The following is a 22,109-nucleotide window of genomic DNA, read 5'->3' on the forward strand; positions in this document are numbered from 1 at the left end:
TGACGCAATGACTGGCGCATCTCGGGTTGTGGCCGTTCTGGGCCCGACCAACACTGGCAAAACCCATTACGCAATTGAACGTATGCTGGGGCATCGCACAGGGGTGATCGGGCTGCCGCTGCGGCTGCTGGCACGTGAGGTCTATGACAAGATCGTCGCGATTCGCGGCCCCTCGGTGGTGGCATTGATCACCGGTGAGGAGCGCATCGTTCCCCCTCGTACCAAATACTACGTCTGCACAGTCGAGGCGATGCCCGAGGGCATGGGCTGTGATTTCCTGGCGATTGATGAAATCCAGCTCTGCGCTGATCCCGAGCGCGGCCATGTCTTTACCAACCGGCTGTTGCGGGCGCGCGGGTTGCATGAGACCCTTTTTCTGGGCTCAGACACCATGCGCGGCCCCATTTCGGCGCTGGTGCCCGAGGCACAGTTCATCCACCGAGAGCGGCTGTCGCAGCTGGTCTATAGTGGCTCGAAAAAGATCAGCCGGATGCCGCCGCGCAGCGCTATTGTCGGCTTCTCGGTGGATAATGTCTATGCAATCGCCGAGCTGATTCGCCGCCAAAAAGGCGGTGCTGCCGTGGTGATGGGGGCGCTGTCGCCGCGCACCCGCAATGCTCAGGTCGAGATGTACCAGAATGGCGAGGTGGATTATCTGGTCGCCACCGACGCCATCGGCATGGGGCTGAACCTGGATATTGACCATGTGGCGTTTTCCTCGGTTAGCAAATTCGACGGCCAGAGGATGCGGCCGCTGGAGCCAAATGAGCTGGCGCAGATCGCCGGTCGGGCCGGGCGCGGCATGAGCCATGGCAGCTTTGGGGTCACCGGTGATGCCCGGCCATTGGACGATCATGTTGCGGGCGCGATCATGGACCACCAGTTTGCACCGCTGAAAAAACTGAACTGGCGCTCTGCCGATCTGCAATTTGGCACGCCAGAGGCGCTTATCCGCTCATTGGAGGTTAGCCCGGTAGGCGAACAGCTGACTAGGGCCCGCGAGGCCGATGACCTGCGCACCCTGAAAATGCTGTCGCAGGATGCGCTGATCGCGGCGCGTACCCGCTCGGGGCCAAGCGTGAAATTGCTTTGGGATGTGTGCCGAATCCCTGATTTTCGGGGCGTTTCTCACGGTGAACATGCCAATCTGCTGGGGTTGATTTTTGACCATTTGGTTGAACGCAACGTGGTGCCGGACGATTGGATTGCGCGTCAGATAAAGTTGATTGACCGCACCGACGGCAATATTGATACTTTGTCCAAGCGATTGGCCTTTATCCGGACGTGGACATATGTTTCGCAAAGGAAAGGCTGGCTTCGTGACGAAAGCCATTGGCGTGGGGTAACCCGCGCTGTAGAAGACCGACTGTCGGACGCATTGCACGAGCGTCTGACTCAGCGATTTGTGGATCGGCGCACATCCGTGCTTTTGCGCCGGCTCAAACAGAAGGAGGCCCTCTTGGCCGAAGTGAATGACAAAGGTGATGTGACCATCGAAGGCGAATTCGTTGGTCGGCTGGAAGGGTTCCGGTTTTCACCGGACAAAAGCGCGCAGGGGGCCGAGGCGAAAGCCTTGAAAACCGCCTCGATGCAGGCTTTGGCGCCGCAATTCCATTTGCGCGCAGACCGGTTCTACAATGCACCCGATACCGAGATTGATTTTACCGAACAGGGTGGATTGATGTGGGGCGAACATGCGGTTGGCAAATTGACTGCCGGCGCTGACGCTTTGACACCAACGATCACAGTGTTTGTGGATGACGCTGCCGGTGCGGAGGTCGCCCAAAAGGTTGAACGCCGCCTGCAGCATTTCATCAGTCGCAAGGTTGCCGCTCTGTTTGAGCCGCTGATCGCCTTGCAACAAGACGAAGCGCTGACCGGCCTGGCGCGGGGCTTTGCCTTTCGCATGGTCGAATCGTTGGGCATCCTGCCACGCGCGGATGTGGCCCAGGAGGTCAAGGATCTGGACCAGGACTCTCGCGGGGCCCTGCGCAAGCACGGCATTCGGTTTGGTCAGTTCACCATCTTCATGCCGCTGCTGCTGAAACCGGCTCCGACGCGCCTGCGTCTGGTGCTGTGGTCGCTGGTGCAGGGTCTGCAGGAATTCCCCGAGGCGCCGCCTCCGGGTCTGGTGACTGTGCCTGCTGACGCCACTGCACCAAAGGGCTATGACACCATGTGTGGCTATCGCTCTGCTGGCACCCGGGCAATCCGCATCGATATGCTGGAACGTCTGGCTGATATGCTGCGCGGCGAAGACAGCCGCGGTGGCTTTGAGGCCAAGCCGGACATGCTGTCGATTACCGGTATGACGCTGGAGCAGTTTGCCGATCTGATGAGCGGCCTGGGCTATAAGGCTGAAAAGGGCGAGCGGCTTAAGGTCAAGGCCTCTGCCGAGCCAAAACCCGACGCCGCCAAGGCACGCGGGTCTGACGATGCGGTCGCAGATGCTGCGGTTGAACCTGCTCCGGCAGATGAAACTGCCGCCACCGCCGAGGCGGCAGCCGAGGCCACCGCAAGCACCGAGGCGGCAGCCGAGGCCAACGAAAGTACCGAGGCACCAGCCGAGGCTACCGAAAACACTGCGGTCAGTGAAACTGAGAGCACCGAAACTGCGGCCACTGAAGCTGCAGATGTGACGGCAGATCCTGTTGCAGAAGACGCGGCAGTCGCTGCAGAACCTGCGCCTGAAATGGAACAGTTTGTGACCTTCACCTGGGGCCGCAATCGCCAGGCTGGTGGCCAACGGGGCCAACGTCGCGAGCAGGGCACAGAGGGCGGCGCCGGTCGGGGTGGCAAGCCTCAGGGTAAACCCCAGGGCAAGGGCCGTGGTGGTAAGCCGCAGGGCAAAAGTGGCGCTGGTAAAGCTGCTGGTGCTGCCAAAAAGGGTGGTCGTCCTCAGCAGGGCGCCAAGACCTTCTCATCGCGGCCCACCAGGCCGGAGAAGAAGATCGATCCCGACAACCCATTTGCAGCAGCGCTGATGGGGATGAAGCAGGGCAAGTGATCTGATGTCGGAACCGGCGGGCAGGATTCGAATTGACAAATGGTTGTGGCAGGCGCGGTTCTACAAGAGCCGCAGCCTGTCGGCCAAACAGGTCACTGCGGGTCATGTCCGCCTTAACGGCAACAGGGTTCAGAAACCGGCTCAAATGGTGACCCCGGGGGATGTTTTGACCTTTCCCCAGGGTCGGCAGGTCCGGGTCGTGCGCATTGAGGCAATCGGCAGTCGGCGTGGACCGGCCCCCGAGGCGCAGGCGCTGTACTTTGATATGAGCGAAACGCAGGACGATGTTCCGCCTAATCCTCGGTTTGAAGGAAAAGGCCGTCCTGGCAAGAAGGAACGCCGTGAGCTTGACCTTAGCAGGCGCCGGGACGTGTATTGACACCTTGAAGTAGCGCTGGCTCTGATTTAGCTAGGCGGCATGATACAAACTGGACCTGGCCTATGACCTACATCGTTACGGACAACTGCATTGCATGCAAATACACCGACTGCGTCGAGGTTTGCCCGGTAGACTGTTTCTATGAAGGTGAGAACTTTCTGGTCATTCATCCCGATGAATGTATCGATTGCGGTGTTTGCGAGCCGGAATGCCCGGCAGACGCAATCCGCCCGGATACTGAGCCAGACATGGACAAATGGGTTGAGTTCAACCGTAAATATGCTGAACTTTGGCCGGTGATCATCTCCAAAAAAGATCCGATGCCAAGTGCTGAGGAACGAGACGGCGAAGCTGGCAAGCTGGAGAAATACTTCTCGGAAGCCCCGGGCGAGGGCGGCTAAACAGGCCAGTCCTGGCACCGGATGATTCGCGAACAGGGTCCGGGCACCGGCCGTTTTCTGCAATATTCAGGCAGATTGGGGAAATTTTCACTATCCTTTGACGTGGCTCGACTGTTGGAGCGGTGAATTTTGTGGTATACTAATGCCACCAACATACTCACATACCGGTCCCCATTCCGATAGCGTGCCTTTTGGTGTGCTCATTCGGGTGGATTTACCTACCCTGATTCTCTGATATGGGACGCATTCTGCGGCCAGTTGAGATGATGAGATGGTTTGACCGGTTTTTGGCCCTGAGGCCGATAGACAGCAAGGAACGACATGAATGAGTAAATCGAAGAAGCTCGACTTCCGCCCGAACGAGTTTGTGGTCTACCCGGCCCATGGCGTTGGCCAGATCATCTCGGTCGAAGAGCAGGAAGTGGCCGGCTTTTCGCTGGAGCTGTTCGTGATCACCTTTGAAAAGGACAAGATGACGCTGCGGGTGCCGACCAATAAGGCCATCGAGGTGGGGATGCGGTCGCTCAGCTCACCCGATGTGATCGCCCATGCGATGAAGACACTGAAGGGCAAGGCCAAGGTCAAGCGGGCCATGTGGTCGCGCCGCGCTCAGGAATATGAGCAGAAGATCAACTCGGGCGATCTGATCGCTATTGCCGAAGTGGTCCGGGATCTTCACCGCACCGATGATCAGCGGGAGCAGAGCTATTCTGAGCGTCAGCTGTATGAAGCGGCGCTGGAGCGGTTGACCCGCGAAGTGGCTGCTGTGGCTGGTGGGGACGAGATCCTGGCCGCCAAGCAGGTTGGCGATGTGTTGGCGTCCCGCGCCCCCGCAGCCGCAGCCTGAGCCAGCGGTTGAAAAAGACGATTGGGGCCGTGCCGTAGGGTGCGGCCCTTTTTCTTGGGAGGTGACAATTTGGGAGGATTTGGCAGGGGAAGGTTTGGGAAGGGAAGGGGCGCTGCCCCCTCTTGGCCTACGGCCAATTCACCCCTGGGATATTTTTAGCCAGATGAAGCCGGGCGGTGGGCTGAGGTTAGGTCGCCAGCAGGACCAGCAGCCCGGTGAGTTCGGCGATATTTTGTCCGGCGCCCAAGACATCGCCGGTTTGGCCACCTATTTTGGCGCGGGCGAGCAGGGCTATGCCGAGGGTGGTCAGGCCCATGGCCACTGCGACAGGGACGGTCGTGATGCCGATTATCAATATCGAAATCAGCAGAGCCAGCCCCAGGCCAATGGAGCTGGCTGCCGCACTGGGGCGACCCACCGATTGCGACAGACCTGAATTGCGCGCATGGGGCAGTGCCACCATCAACAGCGGCATTACAGCCCGGCTGAGGATGGCCAGGGCCAGCACCGGCCAAAGCCCGGCTTGCGGGATAAGCGCCGCCAGCGCCAGCCAGCGCAGGCTGATGCTCAGCAATAGCGCCAGCACCCCGTAGGTGCCGATCTGGCTGTCTTTCATGATCTCGAGACGACGTTCCACAGTGAAGCCACCCCAGAAGCCGTCAGCTGTATCGGCAAGACCATCTTCGTGCATGGCTCCGGTCAGTATGATTTGCACCGTCACCAGCAGCCCGGCGGCGATTGTTGCGGGCAGGCCCAGCCATAGGGCCAGTGCCGCTGCGGCGCAGGCAGGCAGGGTGACCGCCGCACCAGCCAGTGGAAACGCCCAGGCCGCCTGCGCCTGGTGCTGAAACCAGTGCTTGGGCAGGCTGGGCAGTGGCAGCCGGGTCAGCAGGATCAGGGCCAGGGCAATATCCCGGATGATGTCGTTTTTTCGCATTTGCGGGCCTCTTGCAGGGCTTGCGGTATGGTTTGCAGCGGTTAAACAGTTGCTACCCGCTTTACCCGCGACGTCCCCTTTAATGCAACGAGGCTTTTTATGCTGCCAGTGCTGACTGATCTAGATCACTTCCGTTCCCTGCTGTCTCAAGCGCCTGCTGTCGATCTTGGGGCGCTGGCCGCTGCTGAGCAGCGCAATGGTCAGTTGACCAAGCCGCCAGGCGCTCTGGCCCGGCTGGAACAGCTGGCGATTTGGTACGGCGGTTGGCGCCAAACCGGGCGTCCGGTTATTGAAAGCCCGCAGGTGGTCATTTTTGCGGGCAATCATGGGGTTTGCGAGCAGGGCGTGTCGGCGTTTCCGCCAGAAGTCACTGCTCAGATGGTGGGAAATTTTGAACATGGCGGGGCGGCGATCAATCAGCTTGCTGCTCTGGCCGGGGCGCGGTTGGATGTCCAGGCCCTGTGCTTGGATCACCCCACCAAGGATTTCACCCAAGGGGCCGCGCTGGATGAGGCCGGCCTGATGGCGGCGCTGCAGGCAGGCTGGGGCTCGGTGGATCCGGCCTCGGATTTGCTGGTTGTTGGGGAAATGGGCATTGGCAATACCACCTCGGCTGCGGCTTTGGCGCATGCGTTGTTTGGCGGTGAGGCTGCGGATTGGACCGGACGGGGGACTGGCGTCGATGATGCCGGGCTGGAAAACAAGACCCGTGTGGTGCGCGAGGGCGTGGCTCTGCATCAATCGGCTATCCAAGACGGGTTGGATGCATTGAGATGTCTCGGCGGACGGGAGATTGTTGCGATGGCCGGGGCAATCGCCGCGGCGCGGATGTTGCGTATTCCGGTTATTCTCGACGGTTTCATCTGTTGCGCGGCGGCGGCCTGCCTGGCGCAGACTGCTGACGGGGCATTGGATCATTGCATTGCAGGTCACCAAAGCGCTGAAAACGCGCATGCAGCATTGTTGGCCAAGCTTGGAAAAGAGCCACTGTTGTCGCTGGGGCTGCGCCTGGGCGAAGGATCGGGCGCGGCATTGGCCATTCAGATTCTGAAGGGGGCGGTTGTTTGCCATAGTGGTATGGCAACATTCGCCGAGGCTGGCGTCAGTGACGGTTAGATCCTGACACCGGATTTCGGACCAAAAAGCCAAAAATCAGGCGGCATTTACGCCTGATTTTGATCCTTTTCCTCGTACAGTTCCAGCAGCGCCGTTTCCAAGTCTTTTTCCAACTCCCGGGCGCGGGCGATATAGGCTTTGTTCAGGCTGGAGGGCACTCCGGGTATCCAGTAATCGGCCAGATCGCGGACGGTCATCCGATCATGGGCATAAAAGGTCTGTTCTGCCCGGGCGGCCTCATACTCGCTGAGACCGATGTTTTCCAAAACATAACGCCCGGCGCGCAGCGAGCTGTCGAATAATTCGCGGACGATGTCATTGGCGCCGGCCTTATATAGCTCGAACACATGGGTGCGGTCGTGGGCGCGGGCGATGATGTGCAGATCCGGTTGCATACGACGCACCTGGCGGACCATCTGAACGGTTTTCTTGGGGTCATCCAGCGCCACCACCAGTACCCGAGCCTTAGACAGGCCTGCAGCCTTGAGAAGTTCAGGGCGGGTGGGGTCGCCGAGGAAGCCTTTGACTCCATAGCGGCGCATCAGTTGGATCGACTTCATATCATAGTCGAGCACCACGGTTTTAACACCGCTGGCCCGAACCAACCGGTTGACGATCTGACCAAAACGACCAATGCCAGCGATGATAACCGGGCCTTCTTCATCGATTTCATCGGGTTCGAGTTCGGCTGCGGTGTCGCCAAGTCGTTTCGACAGCAGGTCGTAGGTGATGAAGAGCAACGGCGTGATCAGCATCGAGAGCGCCACGATCAACAGCAGTTTTTCAGTCAGGGCCGACGGGATGACGTCCAACTGGCGGGAAAACGACAGTAGCACAAAGCCAAATTCCCCGGCCTGAGCCAGCCCCAGGGTGAACAGCCAGCGATTGCGCCGCTTCAGACCAAAGGCACGGGCCACAAAATACAAGATGCTGCCTTTGGCCACGATCACTAGTAGCGCAAGCCCTATCAAATCACCGGGATTGGACAAAAACAGCTGATAGTTGATGCCTGCGCCGACCGTGATAAAGAACAATCCCAGTAGCAGTCCTTTGAACGGGGTGAGATCGCTCTCCAGCTCGTGGCGGAATTCGGAGTTGGCCAGCACCACTCCGGCTAAGAACGCCCCAAGGGCAGGCGAAAGGCCCACCAATGTCATCAGAAAAGAGATGCCAACCACGATCAGCAAGGCCAGTGCGGTATACATTTCGCGCATATTGGCCGCGTGGATATAGCGGAAAACCGGACGGGTCAGGTAGATCCCTGCAAGCACAATCAGGGCAACCAGACCGATGGTGACCAAGGTGACGCCCCAGCCGGGCAGTCCATCCACCAGAGACAGACGGCTGCCGTGTTCGGTGGCAACGCTGCTTGCCCGCTGAATGGAGCCATCATCGGACATCTGCAGAAGGTTCTTTGCCGCCAGAAGTGGCATGAAGGCCAGAATGGGAATGACTGCGATATCCTGAGTCAGCAATACCGAGAAGCTGGCGCGGCCGCCACCGGTCTGCATCAGGCCCTTCTCCGACAGGGTTTGCAGGACGATGGCGGTTGATGACAGCGACAATGACAAGCCGATTGCCAATGATACCTGCCAGGGCTCACCGGCCACCATCGCCGCCCCCATCAGCGCCAGAGTGCTCAGGATTATTTGCAGGCCGCCCAGGCCGATCAGCTTGTGGCGCATGGCCCAAAGCGCCCGGGGCTCCAGTTCCAGCCCAATCAGGAACAGCATCATCACGATGCCAAATTCAGCAAAATGCTGGAGGTCACGGGCTTCAGAGCCAACCAGCCCAAAAACCGGGCCGATCATGATGCCGGCCGCCAAATATCCCAACACGGATCCCAACCCGAGCCGGGCAGCAATTGGAACCGCTATCACCGCGGCCGATAGATAGATCGTGGCTTGGTATAAAAAGGCTTCCATATTGTTGGTATCGCAAGGCGCAGTGGTCTTGGCAATGGGGTTGCCAAGACAGACCTCTCGATGGGGATGGTCCAATTGCAGTGGTGTTTTAGTGGATCCGTTAGGGTGCGGCGCTTGCAAACTTTGCCTCCCGCAGCCCTATGGGACTTGCCGAAATCATGCGAAGCTGGGGCGCAGAAGAGGCATTTTGCATCGTTTTGGTGCTGGCCGCAGACTGATGTGTGTCCGGCAGCGGCGGTCGCGCCGGGGGATTTGATAAAAACAAGCAGCAAGATGATTTTTTCGCAGGCTACGCGGCGTAAAACTACCGCAATTAAGATCTGAAAAAGTTTGGTGTCTTAGAAATGACTACGAATCATTTTTATAACGGAAATTGCCATGTCCTTTCACGACCAGCATATGGGAAACCAGGCCTCCAACGGCGAAGCTCCATTCCAGCTGCACGAGTGTTTTTTCTCAAGAACAGATGAACGCGGGATCATTCAGGCCGGAAACTACCTTTTCAAGCGGGTTGCAGGTTTTGAATGGGACGAATTGAAGGGGGCGCCGCATAAAATGGTGCGTCACCCCGATATGCCCAAGGGCCTGTTCTGGCTTTTATGGGACACGATCAAGCGCGGCCGCAGTATCGGGGCCTATGTAAAGAACCGCACCAAGGATGGGCTTTATTACTGGGTCTACGCTATGGTGGTCCCCTGCGAGGGCGGGTACCTCTCGGTTCGTTTTAAACCCAGCAGTCCTCTGCTCGCAACAATTCAAACTGAATATGAAGCGCTGCTTAAGGCCGAACAGACCGAAAATCTGACGCCGCAAGCCAGCGCCATGCGCTTACTGGCCCGGCTGCAAGAGTTGGGATTTGACAAATATCATCATTTTGCAGCCCATGCTGCCAGCGAAGAACTGTTGGCGCGCGATGTCGGTCTGAAGCGAACACAAAATGCAACGATCTCAAACATGCGCAAGATGCTGAACAATGCCCAGACGCTGAAGCAGGAAAGCCAAGGCCTGGTTAAAGAATTTCAGGCGATGCGGACCATTCCGCATAATTTGCGGGTTATCGCCTCACGCATTGAACCTGCCGGTGGGCCGGTAACAGTTCTGTCGCAAAACTACAGCACCATGTCTGAGAGCATGTCACAGTGGTTTGAAGCACATGTTCTGGGTGAGAAAAGCAATTTTTCCAGCATCAATGGCACCGTCAATAATAGCCTGTTCGCCGAGTGTATGGCCCTGGTCATAGGAGAGTGTGGCGAGATGTTTTCAGCCGAGGAACAAAGTCTCGACAATCAGGATGTGGATGCAGAACGTAAGATTCTGAGTAAGGTATCGGCGGACCGGGTTACCGAGGCCTATGCTGGATTACAGGATGTGAGAACCGAGGCCGACCGCATTTTGCAGGCCTGCAGTATCATGCATCGTCATTTGCTGGGGCTGAGTTCTACCCGTGTGCTGTGCAAAATCGAAAGTGCCCGGCTGCCAGACACCGGAGAAACACTGACCGATATCATAGATCAGCTTGCCGATTTTCAGTCTCGTATTTCCGAAAAACTGGATCACATCGTTCGGTTGAGTAACGAAATTCGATCGCAGGACTTCGAGACACAACGGGTTCGGTAACAAAGCCCGCTTTGGCGCTTTGACCCGCTTTGGCGCTTTGAACTGACCAACTGGCAACGGCCATCTGCTGGCTCGTTCCAGCCCATCCGCGGTGGTTCTTCGATGGTTCTCGGTGGTTTCAAACTTATTTGGCCCACTCTTTTGTCAGGAAATTTGCCTGCATTTACCAAGACCCCTGCGCCGCCGCTGCGGGGCGCAGGGGTCTTGGCGTGTCATTCGACGTCGGATTGACGGCAGCCTTTCCACGGTCTGATTTCGCCCTCCTCCATAGGAGGGCCGGGACGGGTGCTATCCCGTGATCCCGGAAAATCTGGCCGGGCCAATCAAGACATGCGGGGGCGTTTCTGGCGGTGCTGCCAGGGTCTGCCGACGAATCCAAACAAGTTAATCCCCACAATGTTTTACCGGCTCAGGCGCGAGGATATCCAATCGGCCAGAGTTTAGTTTTGAAGTTTGCGTTGGAACAAAGTTGAGCGGCAAAAACCGCAGTAGGTCAGTGGTGAAACAATGTCCTAATAGGAGAGAGCCAATGCTGACACGTAGAGCCACACTGATGGGTGCTGTAGCGGTCGCAACCGCGCCGCTGGCAATCAAGGCCTCAGCTTCATCAGAGGAAGTCATGGACACTTCCGATGCGAAATCCGTTGATCTCAGCACTCTTCCCCGTCGCAAAGTCAAATTGGTCAGACCGCCGTTTGTGCATGAGCATGAACAGGTCGCGACCAGCGGTCCTGCGGTTATTCAGTTCGAAATGAAGATCATCGAGAAAGAAGTGCAAATTTCCGATGATGCCTATTTGCAGGCGATGACTTTCAATGGTTCGATGCCAGGGCCGATGATGGTGGTGCATGAAGGCGACTATGTTGAACTGACCCTCTACAATCCGCCAGAAAACATGTTTCAGCACAATATCGACTTCCACGCCGCCACCGGCGCGTTGGGTGGTGGTTCGCTGACCCTGGTCAATCCAGGTGAAAAGACAGTTCTGCGGTTCAAGGCAACCCGTCCGGGCACCTTTGTCTATCACTGTGCGCCAGGTGGGCCGATGATCCCATGGCACGTCGTTTCCGGCATGTCAGGTGCCATTATGGTGCTGCCACGCGACGGTCTGAAAGACCACGTAGGCAAGCCAGTCAGCTATGACCGCATCTATTACATCGGCGAGAATGACTTCTACATTCCCAAAGATGAAAATGGCGAATACATGCGCTTTGAGGACGCCGGCGACAGTTATGGCGACACACTTGAGGTGATGAACGGACTGATCCCAAGCCACGTGACCTTTAACGGTAAAGTTGGCGGTTTGACTGGCGACAACGCGCTGACCGCAACTCAAGGTGAAAAGGTGCTGTTTGTACACTCGCAGGCCAACCGGGACAGTCGCCCACACCTGATTGGTGGCCACGGTGATTTGGTCTGGGAAACCGGGAAATTCAACAATGCGCCGGATCGCGATTTGGAAACATGGTTCATCCGGGGTGGCTCTGCCGGGGCCGCGTTGTATGAATTCCTGCAGCCTGGGGTCTATGCCTACGTCAACCACAACTTGATCGAGGCGGTCAATCTGGGCGCCACCGCGCACGTTCTGGTCGAGGGCGAATGGAACAACGATCTGATGGAACAGGTCGTCGCCCCAAGTGAATACGACGTAATGCATGAGGGTAAGACTGCGTTGCCATAATAAGGCCGCCTGTCTGCTGTGACGTTCAAGGGCGGCCGCTTTGCGGCTGCCCTTTTTTACCCTTGATGAGGTGACGTGATGCGACCTTTTGTTACTCTTTCTGCCATCTGCGCAGCTGGTGCCGTAATGACTGCGGTGGCTGTGATGTGGTGGCCCGCAGTGCCACAGATAACGGACTTGCCAGAAACCGTGGTCATCCCTGCCGGGTCTTACAGCTATCGCCCGTCCGGTGATTTTCGCATCGGCACCCGCGCGGTGGATGCGCCGCGTGAGCTGCGCCGCGCAAATTCAGATTTCCAAATCATGAAATACCCGGTCAGCGAGGCGCAATATGGGCTCTGTGTTGCTGCTGGCGCCTGTAACCCGACAGCTATGTCCGGCCAGGTGGATGCGCCGCAAGTTGATATTAGTTATGTGGACGCCACTGGTTTTGCCCGCTGGTTTTCGCAGATGACTCTGGAAACCTGGCGTTTGCCGACTGACGATGAATGGGTGCGCGCCGCTGGTGAGCGCTACGTGGATGCCGGGCTTGAGATCAGCAAGGATGAGGATGACCCCGCCAAACGCTGGCTGGCCAATTATCGCAAATTGCTGACGGTCCGGGGCGACACTGATATTGAAATTCATCCACGGGGGTATTTTGGCGACAACGAGTTTGGCGTCTCCGACATGGCTGGCAATGTCTGGGAATGGACTGAAAGCTGCTTTGTGAATGGGCAGCTGTCGGCGGACGGCAGCGAAATCACCAAACAAACCAGTTATTGCGGTGTGCGCGCGGTGCAAGGGAAACACCGGGCTTTTATCATCGACTTCGTTCGGGACGCCAAAGTGGGAGGCTGCGCTGTTGGCATTCCCCCAGACCATCTTGGCTTTCGACTGGTTCGTTAGCGTGATTGATTATGCGGCTTGTTTTTGATGTTGCAAGCGGCGGTTTTGGATTGTCGGCTTCTTGATCTTTGCCGTTTCTCTGATGATGGCTTTGTCGCGCCCAAAATAGACGTCTGCCGGTGTGACGTTGTTCAGGCTCTCATGGTAGCGTTCGTTATTGTAGTCATTGACGAATGTGTCGATCTGGCGTTCGAGATCGCCGGGCAGATAGTCGTTTTCCAGCAGAACCCGGTTCTTCATGGATTGATGCCAGTGTTCCACTGCCCGGCAGGGCATTGTGCAGCAATGTCCCGAGAGGGATCTTGCCTTGGCTCTGCGGCCTCTCGGCGATGCGGGCATCGCCTGCCGGGCAACGGGACAGATGGGACCATTCAACGGTGCGGATGATTTCCAGTTTCTCTGACCCGCCTCATACCTGACGGGCCGTATCACCGGACAAACGACGCGTCCCAGCTTCGAGGAACTTCCCTCTCATGCATATAAATATGCACTGCCGGGCAGTGCTTGGACCAACTGTAATACAGCCCCTCAGAAATTCCTTCGCGGCGGCACAGTGCCGAAATGCTTTCCTTGCCACGCAAGCCCGCTAAAACAATGCGGATCTTGTTCGCCCAATTTCTCGAACCAATGGCGTTCCCGGGCTCACTCGGATGAGTAGGTTTGCCAGGTCTTGCTGCGGACGTCGCGGAACATTTTCCGCCGGAGCGCCGCGCTGGCAAGAGTGCGATCCACAAATGGTGGCAGAACAATGCCTGACATCAGGCGTCGTCCGCAGTTACGAAGTGAGTTGCGGACGGTCCGGGATAACCCCGAGGACTGCCCGCTTCTTCCGGAATCAAACCCACTGAAATGGGGGTATCAAACCTAGTGAATACTAACAGCTGTTCAGCCCGCCCCCCGTTGGGGCGCCGATTCCGCCCATGGGGCTGCCGCCTATGGGCATGGTGCGATTGGCGGAACGGCTGTTTTGCCCGATCCCGCCATCCTCCGTTTGAGATGTCATTTGTCGCAGGATTATCACAGGATTATCGCAGTCAAAAAAGGGGCAGCATGTTTACACATGCCGCCCCGGTCCAACATCAGCGGATGACTTTGGATAAAGCTAGTTTAGTTCGATGCCGCGATTTCGGAGGTGACCTGTTCGAACAGCGGCGCAAAACGTTTCCGGGCTTTGCCTTTCTGCTTGACGGCTGCGGCCAGTTCCAAATTGACGGGCTCCCCAACCTGGATCAGCGCCACCATACCCATGCCATAGTGGGGGCTGCATTTGATACCATAGAGACCCTCTAGATCCAGAGTGATCGAGAACTCCTTGCCGATTTTGCTTTTAAATTTGTCAAACCCTTCTGGGAACATGCCTTTGATGGTTTCGGCATTGTGGCCCTTGTCGGACGGAATGAAGGTGACGGTATCGCCCGGCTGTGCGGCAACAAAGGCGGGTTCAAAGACCATGGATCCGTCTTCCCCTTTGTTGAGCATCCGAACTTCAAAGGTTTCGGCGGCTGCGACACTGGCAAATAATGCGGCGGCGGCAGTCATCACGGTGAGTTTTGCAAACATGTTGATTTCTTTCATTGCGAAATTAGAAGCCCTTGTCTTGCTTTGATATTAGGGTATGGGGGATTGGGGGTCTTTGTTCTTCAGCAAACTTGGGGTTGGGATATTGAGAAAACTGGATGAAAGCCTGTTGGGTCATATTCCACCGTTTCGGAAACTGGGGCGCCCTGAGATCCGTGCGATACTGGATTTGGCTGAGCCGAAACGTTATGCCGCTGGCACGGCGATATTTGAAGAGGGGCTGGCGGCGGAGCGGTTTTACCTGCTGCTGGATGGCCATATCCGGGTGATCCGAACCACCGAAGGCGGCGATCAGGTGATTGCGCTGCATATTGTGGCGGGGCAATTGTTTGGCATTGCGGCGGCCATCGGCCGTGACACCTATCCGGCGACCGCGATGGCGGTGGATGACTGTCTGGTGCTGTCCTGGCCGACCAGCCAGTGGTCGAATTTCACCGCCAATTACGATGGCTTTGCAACTGAGAGTTACAAGGTTGTCGGCGAGCGGATGGGGGAGATGAACAATCGTCTGGTGGAAATGGCCACCCAGCAGGTGGAACAACGGGTGGCGCGGGCGGTGCTGCGGCTGATCAGCCAGTCGGGCCGCAAAGTGGCGGGCGGCATTGAAATCGATTTCCCGATCACCCGGCAAAACCTGTCCGACATGACCGGCACCACCCTGCACACGGTCAGCCGGCTGATGAGCGGCTGGGAGAAAGTTGGCCTAGTCAAAAGCACCCGGCGCCATATCGTGGTGACCGACGCGCATCGGTTGGTGGTGTTGAGCGAGAAGTCAGGCTGATTTGTCGGTTTGGGTTGCTTGGGCGATTGCAGTGGTCAGATCGGCGCGAAACGCATCCTCGTCCAGGTCGTGTTCCAGGCAGGCGTCCTCGATTGAGTGAAACGGCGCCACCAGGCAGCCGACACAGAGCATCTGGTATTTGAGAAAGACCGGCACCGTCTGCGGGTATCGTGCCAGGATCTCGGAGACGAGAAGGGTCTTGTCTATCAACACCATGCGATCCTGATCCCTGGTTCTGCGCAGGCAGCCTGCGGTATATTTGACGATAGCGCCAAAAACCCCGGCGACTTTGTTCTGTATCAAACTCGGCGTGGTCAATTGCCTCTAGGTCTGACGCACCCGAAACCACGACTGGATTCCCCAAATGTCTGAGATCCTAACGAAGTCACGGGCCCGCAACATATTCTACGGAGGATCGCTATTCTTTGTAGTGATCTTTGGGGTCCTGTCCGTTCAAAGCCACCGATATGTGGTGGACACATCAACCGCTGGAATGCCGCTGAGTGAAGCGGTCATTCTGGGCAAACATGTCTGGGAGCGGAACAGCTGCATCAACTGCCATACGCTGCACGGCGAGGGCGCTTATTTTGCCCCGGAGCTGGGCAATGTGATGACCCGCTGGGACACGCTGGATGACCCGGAAGGCGCTTATGAAATCCTCGATGGCTGGATGCAGGCGCAGCCCAGCGGCATTGAGGGCCGCCGTCAGATGCCTCATTTTGAGATCAACGAAGAAGAAATGCGCGGTCTCGCGGAGTTTCTGCGTTGGGCCGACCAGACCGACACTCAGGGCTGGCCGCCCAATGATGCGGGTTAAGGAGACACGCTATGAAATATAAATCACAAAAAGTGGCCTATGCCTATTTCCTGGTGGCGATGGGTCTGTTCGCCATTCAGGTTCTGGGCGGGCTTATCGCCGGCTGGATCTACGTCTCGCCAAACTTTCTGTCTGAACTGCTGCCGTTCAACGTGGTGCGCATGCTGCACACCAACGCGCTTGTTGTCTGGCTGCTGCTGGGCTTCTTTGGGGCGGCGTATTACCTGATCCCCGAGGAAAGCGAGCGCGAGATCTACTCGGTCAATCTGGCCTATCTGCAGTTGATCATTCTGGTGATCGGCACCCTGGGCGCGGTTCTCACTTACGTGTTTAACCCGTTTCCGGGCAACTATCTGCTGGGCATGCAGGGGCGCGAGTTCCTGGAGCAGCCCACCTGGGTCAAACTGGGCATTCTGGTGGCGGCGCTGATCTTCCTGTTCAACATCTCGATGACGGTGCTGGCGGGACGTAAAACGGCCATTACCAATGTGCTGTTGACCGGTCTGTGGCTGCTGTCGCTGCTGTGGATCTTTGCCTTTATCAACCCTGACAACCTGAGCCTGGACAAAATGTACTGGTGGTTCGTGATCCATCTCTGGGTCGAAGCGACTTGGGAACTGGTGATGGCGTCGATCCTGGCCTTCCTGCTGCTGAAGCTGACAGGTGTGGACCGTGAAATCGTTGAGAAATGGCTCTATGTCATTGTATCCACTGCACTGTTCTCGGGCATTCTGGGCACCGGTCACCACTTTTACTGGATTGGTCTGCCGGGCTACTGGCAGTGGATCGGCTCGATCTTCTCGACTTTGGAAGTCATTCCGTTCTTCCTGATGATGAGCTTTGCCTTTGTCATGGTCTGGAAGGGCCGTCGCAATCACCCCAATAAGGCCGCGTTGCTTTGGTCGCTTGGGGCATCGACTGTCGCCTTCTTTGGCGCTGGTGTCTGGGGCTTCCTGCATACTTTGCACGGGGTGAACTTCTACAGCCACGGAACGCAAATCACTGCGGCCCACGGTCACCTGGCCTTTTACGGTGCCTATGTGGCGACCAACCTTGCGATCATGAGCTATGCGATCCCGCATCTGCGTGGACGTGATCCCTATAATCAGGTGCTGAACATGGTCTCGTTCTGGCTGATGACCGGTGGCATGGCCTTCATGACCTTTGTTCTGACCTTTGCCGGCACCATTCAAACCCACATGCAGCGGGTGCTGGGAGAGAACTTCATGGAGGTGCAGGACAGTCTGAGCCTGTTCTACATGATGCGCTTTGGTTCTGGTCTGGCTGTGGTGATTGGCGCGCTGTTGTTCATCTATTCGATGATGGTGCCGCGTCGTGAACTGTTTGCAAAACGCTCTGATGCACCTGTGGCTGGAGAGTGATTATGAACGCCCAAAGCACTGATTTTGACGTGCCATTCTATCAGCCGGTTGGCAATGAATGTGCCTTGTTTGAAACAGCCCATACCAACGGTTTGCCCCTTCTTTTGAAGGGGCCGACCGGCTGCGGCAAAACCCGGTTTGTCGAACACATGGCGGCGCGCAGCGGCCGCAAGCTATACACTGTCGCCTGCCACGATGATCTGTCGGCGGCGGATCTGATTGGCCGCTATCTGTTGCGCGGCGGCGAAACCGAATGGGTTGACGGGCCATTGACCCGGGCGGTGCGCGAAGGCGCCATCTGTTACCTGGACGAGGTGGTCGAGGCGCGCAAGGATGTCACCGTGGTGTTGCATCCGCTGACCGACAACCGCCGCACCCTGATGGTGGATCGCACCGGCGAAGAACTGCAGGCGCCCAAAGGCTTTATGCTGGTTGCCAGCTATAACCCCGGCTATCAGAGCGTGCTGAAGCGGATGAAACCCTCAACCCGGCAGCGCTTCCTGTCGGTGTCGTTTACCTTTCCGGATGCCGCAACCGAAACGGTTGTTGTCACCCGCGAAAGCGGTCTGGACGAGGCGCGTGTCAAGCCTCTGATCCGGCTGGCGGGCCATATCCGGGCGCTGTCTGGCATGGATCTGGAGGAGGGGGTCTCGACCCGGCTGCTGATCTATGCGGCACAGCTGATCGCCAGCGGCATGGGTCTTGAGCAGGCGCTGCAGGCGGCGATTGTTGAACCACTGACAGATGAGCCGGATGTTCAGACCGCCCTGCGCGATCTGATCTCCGTGGTATACGGATAGCATAAATGGCCCTTCACCCGCTTGATCTGATGGACCCCGAGGAAGCAATCGGCAACCTCTGGCATGATTACGCCAGCTCCATGGGGGCGCAGCCGCGCTTTGCGCAGGCGGCGGTGCAATTGTCCGATCTCCGGCCCAGCCTGGTGCTGTTGTTCCGGGCGCTTGGCGGCGAGGCCTCGGTGGAGATCGGCGAGGCCGCCGCCCTGCGCTCACATCACCGGCAATCGGTGGCGCGCAAGCTGGGCAACCGGGGCGAGCTGCTGTTTGTGCCGCGCTTTGACGGCGAACGCCTTAGCCTGCCGCCGGTGATGGATGTCTTTCCGGAAGCTGCGATGAACCGGGCGGCCTATTTCTGGCTGGTCGCGCTGGCCGCGACCCGGCCCAACCTGCCTGCGGTATCTGGCTGCGGCTGTCTGCACGATCACGCCCAGATCGAGGCGATGGCGCAGGCCGCCGATCTGGCGTTTCAACGCTGCCCGGGCTTGCGCGGCGCCTATCAGCGGATGTGCAGCTTTATTCTGGTGACCCGGCCCAAACTGATGTTGCCCCGCGAAGAGGCCCGGCTTGAAGCTGCCATTCGTGACCAGCTGAACAGTCCGCAGGCGCAGGTGATAGATATTCCCGCACCGCAGCAGAGCCCCAAAAGCTATCTGCCCTTTACGCCGGTGCCGATCTGGTTGTCGTTGTCGGCGCCCGGATCCGGTGCCAGTGCGGGCGAGGAAGAAGAGGCGAATAATTCTGGCCCGCCGCCCGTTGCCGCGACCAGCAACCGCAAAATGGCGGCGCGCGAGGACCGCGACGAGGCCAACCGCAAGGACAGTCTGATCTTCCACCGGTTTGAATCGATCCTGTCCTGGGTCGAAAGCATGAACCTGAACCGCTCGATCGATGACGACAAGAACCCGGACGCGCAAAAGGCGGCGGATGATATGGACAAGATCATCCTGTCGCGCCACGACGACAAAAAGGCCGCCACCCGGCTGCGGATGCACCTGGATCTGGCGCCGGCGGATGCCGACCACGAGCGCCTGTCCGGGGTGTTTACATATCCCGAATGGGACCACCGCAAACGTCTCTATATGCCGGACCACACCCGGGTGCTGGAGGCGGATGCCGATGCGGACGCGCCGCAGGCGCTTACCCCGGATCCGCGCCAGATGCGGGCGGTGCGCCGCCAGTTTGAGGCGCTGCGGCCGCGCCGGATTCTGCGGCCACGCCAGATTGAGGGCAGCGAGCTGGACCTGGATGCGCTGATCTCGGCGCGGGTGGACCTAAAGGCGGATGGCACCGCCAGCGATAGGATCTACCAAAGCATGCGCCAGATAGAGCGCGATCTTTCGGTGGGCTTTCTGTTGGATACCTCACGCTCGACCGAGGCCTCGGTGGGCGATGCCACGGTGCTTGATATCGCCCGCGAGAGTCTGGTGGCGCTGGCAGGTGGCATTGATGCCAGCGGTGACCGGCTGGGCATCTGGGGCTTTTCCTCGCTGCGCCGCGACCGGGTTTTTGTGAAGAAATGCAAGGGCTTTGATGCGCCGATGTCGCCAGAGGTCAGCCGCAAGATCTGCGGGCTGACCCCCTGCCACTACACCCGGCTTGGCGCCGCCATCCGCCACAGCACCGCGATGCTGGAGCAGGAACCCTCGAGCCGCAAACTGCTGCTGGTGCTGACCGATGGCAAACCCAATGATCTGGACCACTACGAGGGCATCCACGGCATTGAGGACAGCCATATGGCAGTGCGCGAGGCGCGCAGCCTGGGCCATGTTGTGCATGGAATTGTCATAGATCAAGACGGCCAGGACTGGTTTGCGCGTATCTTTGGGCGGGCCGGGTTCACACTGCTGCCCGATCCAACCCGGTTAAGCCGGGCACTGCCGCAAATCTATCGTTGCCTCACTCAGGAGACCTGAAATGATCCGCCTTTATACCCTTATCGCAGCGTTCCTGCTGCCCGCCCAGGTCTGGGCCGAGGCCTATAACCGGCCCGTGCCGCAGGCCCAAAGCGCCACCGCCGAGTTCTGGTTCTTCATGGCCTCGCTACTGCTGGTCGGCGCCCTGGTCACCGTGGGCTGGCTGGTCCACAAAAGATGACCCGTGGGCTGTCCGAATGCGGATATGATAATGCGGGGCCTTATGTCGTTTCCCAAGGTGGTATATAAAACGACGCCTTTATCCGGTCCATCACCACAGTGGTTTTGAAGCCTTTGATATCTGGGTTATTGTATAGAAAACTACGGGTGAATTCCTCGTATTCTTCCATGTCTTTGACACTGACGATGAGGATGAAATCATTGTCTCCGGTCACGTAATAGGCGCTCATCACGACCGGCTCTCGGCGGACGGATTTCTTGAAATGATCTATGATGTCAGAGCGTTCGCGCTCCAATGTGACGGCGATCATCATCGTCAGAGAGCGGCCAACGGCGGCGCCGGAAACGATAGCGACCTCAGCCTCGATCACCTTTTCACTGCGCAGCCGGTTTAGCCGCCGCTGTGTCGAGGTGGGCGAGAGGCCGATTTTCTCGGAGAGTTGGGCGGATGTCAGCTGATTGTTGAGCTGCACTTCATGGAGAATTTTTCGATCGAAATCGTCCAGCTTGAACATAATCTTCATGGCTCGTTGTTTTTTGCATATTTTACCCACGTCTTTCGAGCGTTTGCGTTATTTTTGCAAGCCGTATCGGTACGATGCGGGACTGAATCCATTTGCATCACGGCCTGAACGTTGCAGTGTTAAATGTGAAAACAACGACTTGGAGATCGCCTGATGACCACTTCTAATCTTCCCTTCGGGCTGGACGAATATGACGCCCGATTGGCCAAGGTCCGTGCCGCGATGGAACAAGCCGACTGCGATGTCCTGGTGGTGACTGACCCGGCCAATATGGCCTGGTTGACCGGCTATGACGGTTGGTCGTTTTACGTGCATCAAGCGGTCATTGTTGGCCCCTCCGGCCCGCCGCTCTGGTGGGGGCGCGCGATGGATGCATTGGGGGCGTTGCGGACGGTCTATATGCAGTCTGAGGCGGTCTTTGGCTATGAAGACACTTTCGTCCAGAACCCGGACAAGCATCCGATGGAAGATCTGGCGCGGCTGTTGGCGGCGCAGGGCTGGGCAGGTGCGCGCATCGGGCTGGAGATGGATAATTACTATTTCACCGCCGCTGCCTACATGTCACTGGTGCAAGAACTACCCGATGCCAAATGGGTGAATGCCAATGTGTTGGTGAACTGGCAGCGGGCGGTCAAAAGCCCGACTGAGATCACCTATATGCGTCGTGCGGCAAAAATCGTCGAGAATATGCACGCCACAATTCTGGACCGTGCAGAACCCGGCATGAAGAAGAACCACCTGATCGCGGAAATTTATCACGCGGCGATAACCGGTGTTGACGGGCATTGGGGGGATTATCCTTCGATTGTGCCGCTGGCCCCCTCGGGCAAGGATGCCACGGCGCCGCATCTGACCTGGGATGACAGTGAGTTGCAGGCGGGCGAGGCGACGTTCTTTGAAATCGCTGGCGTCCACCGGCGCTATCACGCTCCGCAATCGCGCACCCTGTTCTTTGGCGAGCCACCTGCGAAATACCGCGCCGCCGAGGCGGCGGTGATCGAGGCAGTGGCAGCTGGAATGGAGCAGGCAAAACCGGGGAATTTTGCCGAAGACATTTCCAATGCGTTTAACGCCACGCTGAACAAGCTGGGGTTTGAGAAAGACAGTCGCTGTGGCTATCCCATTGGCCTGTCCTATCCGCCGGACTGGGGCGAGCATACTTTTTCGCTGCGCCGCGATGACAAGACGGTTCTTGAACCGGGGATGACTTTTCACTTCATGCCTGCGCTTTGGCTGGATGATGGCGGCATTGAGATAACTGAGCCGGTTCTGATCACTGAAACCGGGGCGGAAAACCTGTGCTCAACCCCGCACGGGTTGATGGTGAAAGGCTAAG

Annotated in this window: 20 protein-coding genes and 1 pseudogene; 15 read left to right on the plus strand and 6 right to left on the minus strand. The window is 57.9% G+C overall.

The window, feature by feature from the left end; translation table 11 throughout:
- Nucleotides 1-7: 7 nt before the first annotated feature.
- The 4 genes from QPJ95_RS16005 to QPJ95_RS16020 all read left to right on the plus strand — a co-directional run bounded on the left by QPJ95_RS16005 (nucleotide 8) and on the right by QPJ95_RS16020 (nucleotide 4,634).
- Entirely contained in the window at nucleotides 8-3,007 is a 3,000-nt protein-coding gene (locus QPJ95_RS16005; protein WP_270917116.1) for a helicase-related protein, read from the plus strand.
- Nucleotides 3,008-3,011: 4 nt separating this feature from the next.
- Nucleotides 3,012-3,386: an RNA-binding S4 domain-containing protein gene (locus QPJ95_RS16010; RefSeq protein WP_270917117.1), complete on the plus strand. Its 375-nt coding sequence runs from the start codon at nucleotides 3,012-3,014 to the stop codon at nucleotides 3,384-3,386.
- Nucleotides 3,387-3,448: 62 nt separating this feature from the next.
- Complete coding sequence (gene fdxA / locus QPJ95_RS16015; RefSeq protein WP_270917118.1) at nucleotides 3,449-3,787, plus strand: ferredoxin FdxA; 339 nt, start codon at nucleotides 3,449-3,451, stop codon at nucleotides 3,785-3,787.
- Nucleotides 3,788-4,112: 325 nt separating this feature from the next.
- Nucleotides 4,113-4,634 carry a CarD family transcriptional regulator gene (locus QPJ95_RS16020; RefSeq protein ID WP_270917119.1) on the plus strand — a complete coding sequence of 174 codons (522 nt, stop codon included), beginning with the start codon at nucleotides 4,113-4,115 and terminating at the stop codon, nucleotides 4,632-4,634.
- A 187-nt stretch (nucleotides 4,635-4,821) separates the two neighbouring features.
- Here the strand turns inward: QPJ95_RS16020 and cobS are convergent, their stop codons facing one another.
- Nucleotides 4,822-5,571 carry an adenosylcobinamide-GDP ribazoletransferase gene (cobS, locus tag QPJ95_RS16025; protein ID WP_270917120.1) on the minus strand — a complete coding sequence of 250 codons (750 nt, stop codon included), beginning with the start codon at nucleotides 5,569-5,571 and terminating at the stop codon, nucleotides 4,822-4,824.
- A 99-nt stretch (nucleotides 5,572-5,670) separates the two neighbouring features.
- Between cobS and cobT the strand changes: the two genes are divergently transcribed.
- Nucleotides 5,671-6,687 carry a nicotinate-nucleotide--dimethylbenzimidazole phosphoribosyltransferase gene (gene cobT, locus QPJ95_RS16030; RefSeq protein WP_270917121.1) on the plus strand — a complete coding sequence of 339 codons (1,017 nt, stop codon included), beginning with the start codon at nucleotides 5,671-5,673 and terminating at the stop codon, nucleotides 6,685-6,687.
- Between the two features lie 47 nt (nucleotides 6,688-6,734).
- On the opposite strand, the gene QPJ95_RS16035 is transcribed toward cobT, so the two are convergent.
- Complete coding sequence (locus QPJ95_RS16035) at nucleotides 6,735-8,612, minus strand: monovalent cation:proton antiporter-2 (CPA2) family protein (protein WP_270917122.1); 1,878 nt, start codon at nucleotides 8,610-8,612, stop codon at nucleotides 6,735-6,737.
- A 378-nt stretch (nucleotides 8,613-8,990) separates the two neighbouring features.
- Here QPJ95_RS16035 and QPJ95_RS16040 point away from each other — a divergent pair, with 378 nt between their 5' ends.
- From QPJ95_RS16040 to QPJ95_RS16050, 3 genes are all read left to right on the plus strand, one after another.
- Nucleotides 8,991-10,229 carry a PAS domain-containing protein gene (locus QPJ95_RS16040; protein ID WP_270917123.1) on the plus strand — a complete coding sequence of 413 codons (1,239 nt, stop codon included), beginning with the start codon at nucleotides 8,991-8,993 and terminating at the stop codon, nucleotides 10,227-10,229.
- Nucleotides 10,230-10,758: 529 nt separating this feature from the next.
- The gene (gene nirK / locus QPJ95_RS16045) at nucleotides 10,759-11,910 is read left to right on the plus strand and encodes a copper-containing nitrite reductase (RefSeq protein ID WP_270917124.1); all 1,152 of its coding nucleotides are present in this window, start codon (nucleotides 10,759-10,761) and stop codon (nucleotides 11,908-11,910) included.
- 78 nt (nucleotides 11,911-11,988) lie between these two features.
- The gene (locus QPJ95_RS16050; protein ID WP_270917125.1) at nucleotides 11,989-12,798 is read left to right on the plus strand and encodes an SUMF1/EgtB/PvdO family nonheme iron enzyme; all 810 of its coding nucleotides are present in this window, start codon (nucleotides 11,989-11,991) and stop codon (nucleotides 12,796-12,798) included.
- A gap of 9 nt (nucleotides 12,799-12,807) precedes the next feature.
- Here QPJ95_RS16050 and QPJ95_RS16055 read toward each other — a convergent pair.
- Together QPJ95_RS16055 and QPJ95_RS16065 are read right to left on the minus strand one after the other, a co-directional pair.
- A pseudogene (locus tag QPJ95_RS16055) lies at nucleotides 12,808-13,059 on the minus strand (integrase core domain-containing protein); the annotation flags it as partial.
- A gap of 846 nt (nucleotides 13,060-13,905) precedes the next feature.
- Nucleotides 13,906-14,358 carry a pseudoazurin gene (locus tag QPJ95_RS16065; RefSeq protein WP_270917126.1) on the minus strand — a complete coding sequence of 151 codons (453 nt, stop codon included), beginning with the start codon at nucleotides 14,356-14,358 and terminating at the stop codon, nucleotides 13,906-13,908.
- Nucleotides 14,359-14,461: 103 nt separating this feature from the next.
- Here QPJ95_RS16065 and QPJ95_RS16070 point away from each other — a divergent pair, with 103 nt between their 5' ends.
- Nucleotides 14,462-15,157 (plus strand): Crp/Fnr family transcriptional regulator, encoded by a 696-nt coding sequence (locus QPJ95_RS16070; protein ID WP_270917127.1) that lies wholly within the window; start codon nucleotides 14,462-14,464, stop codon nucleotides 15,155-15,157.
- Here QPJ95_RS16070 and QPJ95_RS16075 read toward each other — a convergent pair.
- Nucleotides 15,149-15,460 (minus strand): DUF1858 domain-containing protein, encoded by a 312-nt coding sequence (locus QPJ95_RS16075; RefSeq protein WP_270917128.1) that lies wholly within the window; start codon nucleotides 15,458-15,460, stop codon nucleotides 15,149-15,151. The two genes, QPJ95_RS16070 and QPJ95_RS16075, sit on opposite strands and share 9 nt — an antisense overlap.
- A gap of 61 nt (nucleotides 15,461-15,521) precedes the next feature.
- Here QPJ95_RS16075 and QPJ95_RS16080 point away from each other — a divergent pair, with 61 nt between their 5' ends.
- The 5 genes from QPJ95_RS16080 to QPJ95_RS16100 are packed head-to-tail and all read left to right on the plus strand — an operon-like array spanning nucleotide 15,522 to nucleotide 20,250.
- Nucleotides 15,522-15,974, plus strand: coding sequence for a c-type cytochrome (locus QPJ95_RS16080; protein ID WP_270917129.1), 453 nt, complete (start codon nucleotides 15,522-15,524; stop codon nucleotides 15,972-15,974).
- An 11-nt stretch (nucleotides 15,975-15,985) separates the two neighbouring features.
- Entirely contained in the window at nucleotides 15,986-17,356 is a 1,371-nt protein-coding gene (locus QPJ95_RS16085) for a cbb3-type cytochrome c oxidase subunit I (protein WP_270917130.1), read from the plus strand.
- 2 nt (nucleotides 17,357-17,358) lie between these two features.
- Nucleotides 17,359-18,156 carry a CbbQ/NirQ/NorQ/GpvN family protein gene (locus QPJ95_RS16090; RefSeq protein WP_270917131.1) on the plus strand — a complete coding sequence of 266 codons (798 nt, stop codon included), beginning with the start codon at nucleotides 17,359-17,361 and terminating at the stop codon, nucleotides 18,154-18,156.
- Between the two features lie 5 nt (nucleotides 18,157-18,161).
- Nucleotides 18,162-20,069, plus strand: coding sequence for a nitric oxide reductase activation protein NorD (locus QPJ95_RS16095; RefSeq protein WP_270917132.1), 1,908 nt, complete (start codon nucleotides 18,162-18,164; stop codon nucleotides 20,067-20,069).
- Between the two features lies 1 nt (nucleotide 20,070).
- Nucleotides 20,071-20,250: a hypothetical protein gene (locus tag QPJ95_RS16100; RefSeq protein ID WP_270917133.1), complete on the plus strand. Its 180-nt coding sequence runs from the start codon at nucleotides 20,071-20,073 to the stop codon at nucleotides 20,248-20,250.
- Between the two features lie 40 nt (nucleotides 20,251-20,290).
- On the opposite strand, the gene QPJ95_RS16105 is transcribed toward QPJ95_RS16100, so the two are convergent.
- A complete protein-coding gene (locus tag QPJ95_RS16105) occupies nucleotides 20,291-20,773 on the minus strand; it encodes an Lrp/AsnC family transcriptional regulator (RefSeq protein WP_270917134.1) in 483 nt (160 codons plus the stop codon).
- Between the two features lie 153 nt (nucleotides 20,774-20,926).
- On the opposite strand from QPJ95_RS16105, the gene QPJ95_RS16110 reads away from it, so the two are divergent.
- Complete coding sequence (locus QPJ95_RS16110) at nucleotides 20,927-22,108, plus strand: M24 family metallopeptidase (RefSeq protein ID WP_270917135.1); 1,182 nt, start codon at nucleotides 20,927-20,929, stop codon at nucleotides 22,106-22,108.
- Nucleotide 22,109: the final 1 nt, after the last annotated feature.

It is taken from the genome of Parasedimentitalea psychrophila, assembly GCF_030285785.1.
GTDB lineage: Bacteria > Pseudomonadota > Alphaproteobacteria > Rhodobacterales > Rhodobacteraceae > Parasedimentitalea > Parasedimentitalea psychrophila.